General features: G+C 67.7%; 6 protein-coding genes and 1 pseudogene. 3 read left to right on the top strand and 4 right to left on the bottom strand.

The features are described 5' to 3' along the window. The coding region (locus tag RMO04_RS14515; protein ID WP_405041510.1) for a ribonucleotide-diphosphate reductase subunit beta at positions 1-639 on the bottom strand (639 nt) is incomplete at its 3' end. Between the two features lie 175 nt (positions 640-814). Between RMO04_RS14515 and RMO04_RS14510 the strand changes: the two genes are divergently transcribed. The 3 genes from RMO04_RS14510 (at position 815) to RMO04_RS14500 (ending at position 2,871) form a co-directional block, all read left to right on the top strand. Next, on the top strand, positions 815-1,453 hold the full coding sequence (locus RMO04_RS14510) for a glutathione S-transferase family protein (protein WP_309645478.1): 639 nt from the start codon (positions 815-817) through the stop codon (positions 1,451-1,453). A gap of 84 nt (positions 1,454-1,537) precedes the next feature. Further along, positions 1,538-2,425 carry an alpha/beta hydrolase gene (locus RMO04_RS14505; protein ID WP_309645477.1) on the top strand — a complete coding sequence of 296 codons (888 nt, stop codon included), beginning with the start codon at positions 1,538-1,540 and terminating at the stop codon, positions 2,423-2,425. Next, positions 2,422-2,871, top strand: coding sequence for a nuclear transport factor 2 family protein (locus RMO04_RS14500; RefSeq protein ID WP_309645476.1), 450 nt, complete (start codon positions 2,422-2,424; stop codon positions 2,869-2,871). Before RMO04_RS14505 ends, RMO04_RS14500 begins: the two co-directional genes overlap by 4 nt. Here the strand turns inward: RMO04_RS14500 and RMO04_RS14495 are convergent. From RMO04_RS14495 to RMO04_RS14485, 3 genes and pseudogenes are all read right to left on the bottom strand, one after another. Next, positions 2,856-3,461 (bottom strand): helix-turn-helix domain-containing protein, encoded by a 606-nt coding sequence (locus RMO04_RS14495; protein ID WP_309645475.1) that lies wholly within the window; start codon positions 3,459-3,461, stop codon positions 2,856-2,858. The two genes, RMO04_RS14500 and RMO04_RS14495, sit on opposite strands and share 16 nt — an antisense overlap. Before the next feature lie 114 nt (positions 3,462-3,575). Then, positions 3,576-4,361: a lipid A-modifier LpxR family protein gene (locus tag RMO04_RS14490; RefSeq protein WP_309645474.1), complete on the bottom strand. Its 786-nt coding sequence runs from the start codon at positions 4,359-4,361 to the stop codon at positions 3,576-3,578. Between the two features lie 269 nt (positions 4,362-4,630). Next, positions 4,631-6,322, bottom strand: a pseudogene (locus tag RMO04_RS14485) (ribonucleoside-diphosphate reductase subunit alpha); the annotation flags it as partial.

Below are 6,322 nucleotides of genomic sequence, written 5' to 3'. Positions count from 1 at the left end.
GAAGGCGTGGAACAGCTTGATGATGCCCTCGCAGTGGAGGCTCTCGTCGCGCACCGACCAGCTGACGATCTGGCCCATGCCCTTCATCTTGTTGAAGCGCGGGAAGTTCATCAGCATGGCGAAGCTGGCGAACAATTGCAGGCCCTCGGTGAAGCCGCCGAACATGGCGAGCGTGCGGGCGATGTCGGCGTTGGTCTCGACGCCGAACTTCTGCATGTAGTCATGCTTGTCGCGCATCTCCTGGTAATCCAGGAAGGCCGTGAACTCGCTATCGGGCATGCCGATCGTCTCGAGCAGCAGGGCGTAGGCGGCGATGTGGATCGTCTCCATGTTGGAGAACGAGGCCAGCATCATCTTCACTTCGGTCGGTTTGAAGACGCGGGAGTAGCGCTCCATGTAGTTGTCGTTCACCTCGACGTCCGACTGGGTGAAGAAGCGGAAGATCTGGGTGAGGAGATTGCGCTCCTTGTCGTTGAGCTTGGCGGCCCAGTCCTTGAGGTCCTCGCCGAGCGGCACTTCCTCCGGCATCCAGTGGACCTGCTGCTGCTTCTTCCAGAAGTCGTAGGCCCACGGGTAGCGGAACGGCTTGTAGGCGAACGACGGCGTGAGCAGGCCTGGCAGGGACGAGCTGGGCAGGATGGAGCTGGCGGTCACGGAGTGGCTCTTTCGGTCGAATCTGAGTCGGCGCGGACGGTGGTCGCAGCAGCATGTAGCCACCATTTCGAGGCGCGTGTAATCACATTTCAGCGCGACATATCGGCCACTGCTTGTGGCGCACGACTTTCGAACCACAAGATATGGTGGAAGTACCCAAATGACCGACCAACTGACCCTGTTCGGCGCCAAGGGCTCCGGCGCCGTGGCGGTCGAGGCCGCCCTGACCTTGATCGGGGCGCCCTACCGGCTGATCGAGGCCTATACCTGGGACCACGACGATCCCGCCAGCGGCGACCTGGTGCTGGCGGCCAACCCGATGCGCCAGGTCCCGGCCCTGGTGCTGCCGGGCGGTGAGGCGATCACCGAGAGCGCAGCGATCCTGATCTGGCTGGCGGAGGCCTATCCGGCGGCGCGGCTGGCGCCCCTGCCCGGCGATCCGAAGCGGGCGCAGTTCCTGCGCTGGATGAGCTTCGTGTCGAGCGCGATCTATTCGCTCTACTGGGTGAAGGACGACCCCGCCCGGCTGGTCCCCGATCCGGCGGGCCATGCGGCCCTGACCGAGCGCACCCTGGAGCGGATCGCGCAGTGCTGGGGGATCATGGACAGCCAGGTGACGCCGGGGAGCTACATCCTGGGGGACGAGCTCAGCGTGCTGGACCTCTATGTGAACGTGGTCTCGCGGTTCCGGCCGCGACGGATGCGGTTTTACCGCGAGGCGCCGAAGATGGCGGCCTGCGTCAAGCGGGTGGATCAGGACCCACGGCTGGCGGCGTTCTGGAAGGAACGGATGGGGTGAGGCCTCGCCCGCCGCGGCACGGCCCTTGCCGGCGATCATCTACTTTGATAAGTCTAAGTAGAAGTCCCGAAGAGAGGCGCGCGGATGGACCGGCCTTCGCTCGAGCTGCTACGGCGCCTCGCCGCCGCCCGCGCGATCCCCATGCGACCCGCTCCATCGTCGGGCTGGATGCAGGCCTCCGACGGTGTGGACCTGCACTATCTCGACTGGGCCGGCGGCCCTGAGACCTTGATCTTGCTGCACGGCGGATCGCTCTCGGCCCACTCTTTCGACCTTCTGGCCCTGGCGATGGGCGAAGGCGTGCGCTGTGTCGCCCTCGACCTGCGGGGCCACGGCCTGAGCGGCTGGGCCGACAGCTACCCGGTGGAACGGGCGGCGGCCGATGTCATCGAGCTCGCCGACCGGCTGGGCGTCGCCACGCTCCACCTCGCCGGCATGTCGCTGGGCGGGTGCGTCGCCGGCCACGCGGCGCCGGGCCTGGGCGCGCGTCTGGCAAGCCTCGCCTTCATCGACGTGGGGCCCGACGTCCGTTTCGCGGCCACCGCCCGCATGCGCGCCTTCATGGCGTCCGTGCGCCCGGCGACATGCGTGGAGGAGGTGGTGCGATGGGCCCTCGCGGTCAGCCCGCGGACTGATCCCGACCTGATGCTCTACCGCTACCAGTCGCTCTTGAAGCCGGGCCCGGAGGGCTTCGTCTGGCGGGCCGACCGGCGTCGGCCGACCGACTTTGCTCACATCCTCGGCCGGGTGGCGGAGCTCGCCGGGCAGGCGGGTCAGGTCCAGTGCCCGGTTCTGGTGGTCAAGGGTCGCCGCAGCCGGGTGCTCAGCCGAGCCGCCGCCCGCGCCTTCGCAGACCGCTTTCCCCGCGGCGACTGGGCCATGGTTTCCGACGCCGGCCACAACATCCAGGAGGACCAGCCGCTGGCGCTCGCGGCAACCCTCCGAGCCCATATTCAGGAGATGTCCAGATGAGCCTGATGCAGCAGTTCGTCGCCCAGCGGCGCGCGTTCGAAGCCGCCTACGAGGACGGCGACTGGCGGCCGCTGGAGGCCTTCTTCCACCCGGACGTCACCTATGAGGTGATGAACATGCCATTCCATTGCGTGGTCCAAGGCCGCTCGGCGATGCTGGCCGCGATCCGGCGGTCTGTGGAGGGCTTCGACCACCTGTGCGACCGTACGGTGGGGATCGATGTCGTGGTCCGCGAGGAAGGCGCCAATGTCATCACCTATGGCGGCATGCGGTTCGAGCGCCCAGGCGCGCCGCCGACGACCGCCCGGCTATGGGAGATCGCGACCTATCGAGACGGCCTCATCCAGCGGCTCGTCGACCTCTACGACGCCGGCGTGTGCGCCGAGTTCGAGCGCTGGATGGCGGCGTGGGGGGAGGGTCTCGACCCTAGCTACGTCTCAAGCTGATCGGCCACCCAGGCCATGAACTCGTTCTGCGCCACGCCCTGGAGGCCGGCGCTGCGCAGATGCGCGTCGCCCGACAACGCCTGGGCGAAGGTGACGGCCCCCAGGAGGGCGATCATCTTCTGGCTATCCTCGAAGGCCGGGGCCGCCAGACCGGCCGCCCGCGCGCGCTGCGCCCGCCCAGCGTGCAGCCATTCCGCGAGCGGCTGGAGCATGCCGGCCCCCTTGGGCGACCAGCCGGCGAGCATGAGCCACATGGCGAGCCGGGCCGTGCCGCGGCGTTCATAAAGTTCGGAAAGCCGGCTCGCGGCCTGGCGGAGATCGATGCCCGCCGCGTCCCCGACGGACATCGCGCCTTGCACCTCTTCCACGAACCGGCGGCCTGAGAACCGCAGCAAGGCCTCCATCAGACCCTCGCGGTTGCCGAAGTGATAGTGGATGGCCGCATCGGTCAGGCCGAGGTCGCGGGCGATCCGCTGCACCTTCACGCCGTTCGGGCCCTCGTCGATCAGGCAACGCTCCGCGGCCTCCAGGATCGCCTGACGCGACGCCTCGACCGTCCGCCGCACCCGCTTTCCACCCGCATCAGCCATCCGTCGCTCCACCTGGACCAAGCTAAGTACGCGCTTCAACAGGTCGGCTTGTCGAGAAGGGATGCGCTCAACGCCCGGCGCGAGCGGCGGTCATGCCCTTCGGGAAGAGAGCGGCTACTGTCCCGGGCGGATGGTCAGCGAGAAGGCGGCCAGGGTGTCTTCCTTGGTCTCCTGGCCCCAGATGCGATGCTGGCCCTTCACCTCGCGGTGGATCAGGCCGAAGGAGGTCTGCATCACGCCCTTGCGGAAGCCGATCCCCACCTGGGCGTCGCCGACCAGGGTGCTGGAGACGTCGGTGGACCAACCGGCGCGGTCCCAGTCGCCTTCGTTGCGCAGCATGTTGAGGCCCACGGCCCGGCCGCTGGCGGCGGCGAACAGGTACCAGCGGCCCCGGTCGCCGAAGGCCGCCCCGTCCTGGACGCCCATGTCGCTGAGCTGGGACTTGACCACGTCGTCACGGCGCTGGCCGACCGTGAGCACGGCGCCGGCCTCGGCCTGGCCGCCGGCGTTGCTGACGCCCAGGCCCGCGTGCGGAGCCAAGTGCAGATCATAGGCGCCGGCTTCGAACTTCACGCCGGCGAAGTCGCGGGTGACCGCGATCTCATAGGCGTCGGCCTCGAACTGGACGCGCTTGAGGTCGAGCACCGGACCGGGAACGGGGGTCTCGCCGATACTGAGGCGGAGGCGGTCCACGGCGCCGTTGGCGCGTTTGGCCAGAGCGATTTCGTTGGTGCGCCAGCGCAGGTCGCCATCGCGGTCCATCAATCGCTGGAAACTGTCATCTGAGCGGGATTGCGGCGCGAAGGCCGCGTTCATCAGCGCCTCGGCGCCGTCGTCCGGCGCGGCCTGAGCGGCGCTGGTGAAACAACAGACGATGGCCAGCCCAGCCAACGACCTCATACGCGACCTCCCGAGATCACCCGGAATGGGGTGACCTGAACCCTATGCTTCCATGCTGAATCAATTGCGCAGGCCGGGAAAACGTTCCCGTGAGCCGTTCGGTCGGTCGGTACGTTTCGCATGAGCCCCCCACGAGCCGCGACGTTGTGGGGAGCTTAGCGCGGCGCCGGCGCCGCGCTAGTGGGATTCTACTGGCAGGCGAGGTCCGACGGCGCGCAGCATCCCTCTCCCCTCGCGGGAGAAGGAAAGTCGTCAGGCCATCGATCAGATTACTGGCAGGCGAGGCACTCTTCATAGTCGGTGCGTTCGCTGGACATCGCCACCACCGCGGCGCCTTCGCCCCCGGCGTGGGAGGCGCGCTGAACCGACTTGGAGCGCATGTAATAGAGCGACTTGCAGCCGCGTTCCCAGGCCTGCCAGTGCAGCATGTGCAGGTCCCACTTATCGACCTCGCCCGGCAGGAAGATGTTCACCGACTGGGACTGGCAGATGTCGGGCGTGCGGTCGGCGGCCAGTTCGATCACCCAGCGCTGGTCCAGCTCGAAGGCGGTCTTGTAGATGTCCTTGTCGTCCTGGCTGAGGCAGTCGAGGTGCTGGACCGAACCCTCGTTCTCCAGGATCGAGTCCCAGATCTCGGCGGTGTTGTGGCCGGTCGTCTCCAGCTAGCGCTCGAGGTAGGGGTTCTTGACGGCGAAGGAGCCCGACAGGGTCTTGTGGGTGTAGATGTTGGCCGGGATCGGCTCGATACCGGCGCTGGTGCCGCCGCAGATGATCGAGATCGAGGCGGTGGGCGCGATGGCCAGCTTGTGGCTGAAGCGCTCCATGACGCCCCGCTCGGCGGCGTCGGGGCAGGCGCCGCGCTCGGCGGCCAGGGTCCGGGAAGCCGCGTCGCACTGGCGGCGCAGATGCTTGAACAGGCGCATGTTCCAGGACTTGGCCAGCGCGCTCTCGAACGGCACGTTCTGGGCCTGGAGGAAGGTGTGGAAGCCCATCAGGCCCAGGCCGACCGACCGCTCACGGATCGCGGCGTAGACGGCGTTGGCCATCTCCGGCGGGGCGCGGTCGATGAAGTCCTGCAGGACGTTGTCGAGGAAGCGCATGACGTCCTCGATGAAGGTCGGGTGGTCGCGCCACTCCATGAACTTCTCGGCGTTGACCGAGGAGAGGCAGCAGACGGCGGTGCGCTCCTTGCCCAGGTGGTCGGTGCCGGTGTGGAGCATGATCTCCGAGCACAGGTTCGACTGGCGCACCGAGAGGCCGAGCTCGCGCTGATGCTGCGGCATGGCGCGGTTCACGGTGTCGGAGAAGATCAGGTAGGGCTCGCCGGTCTGCAGGCGGACCTCGAGGATCTTCTGCCAGAGAGACCGGGCGTCGACCTCGCGGATGATCTCTTTCGTCTTGGGCGAGCGCAGGCCGAACATGGCGCCTTCGCGCACGGCCTCCATGAACTCGTCGCTGATCGAGATGCCGTGGTGCAGGTTCAGCGACTTGCGGTTGAAGTCGCCCGAGGGTTTGCGGATCTCGAGGAACTCCTCGATCTCCGGGTGGTGGATGTCGAGATAGACCGCCGCCGAGCCGCGGCGCAGGGAGCCCTGGCTGATGGCGAGGGTGAGGCTGTCCATCACGCGGATGAAGGGGATGATGCCGCTGGTCTGGCCCGCGCCCTTCACCTTCTCGCCGATGGAGCGCACGCCGCCCCAATAGGTGCCGATGCCGCCGCCGTTGGAGGCCAGGGCCACGTTCTCGTTCCAGACGCTCTGGATACCGTCCAGCGAATCGCCCACGGCGTTCAGGAAGCAGGAGATCGGCAGGCCGCGACCGGCGCCGCCGTTCGACAGGACCGGGGTGGCCGGCATGAACCAGAGGTTCGAAATGTAGTCGTAGACGCGCTGGGCGTGGTCGGCGTCGTCGGCATAGGCGGTGGCCACGCGGGCGAACATGTCCTGGTAGCTCTCGCCGGC

The organism is Phenylobacterium sp., from assembly GCF_031412415.1.
Classification (GTDB): domain Bacteria; phylum Pseudomonadota; class Alphaproteobacteria; order Caulobacterales; family Caulobacteraceae; genus Phenylobacterium.
The sequence above is the reverse complement of the archived record's forward strand: the minus strand, read 5'-3'. Positions and strand labels throughout refer to the sequence as shown.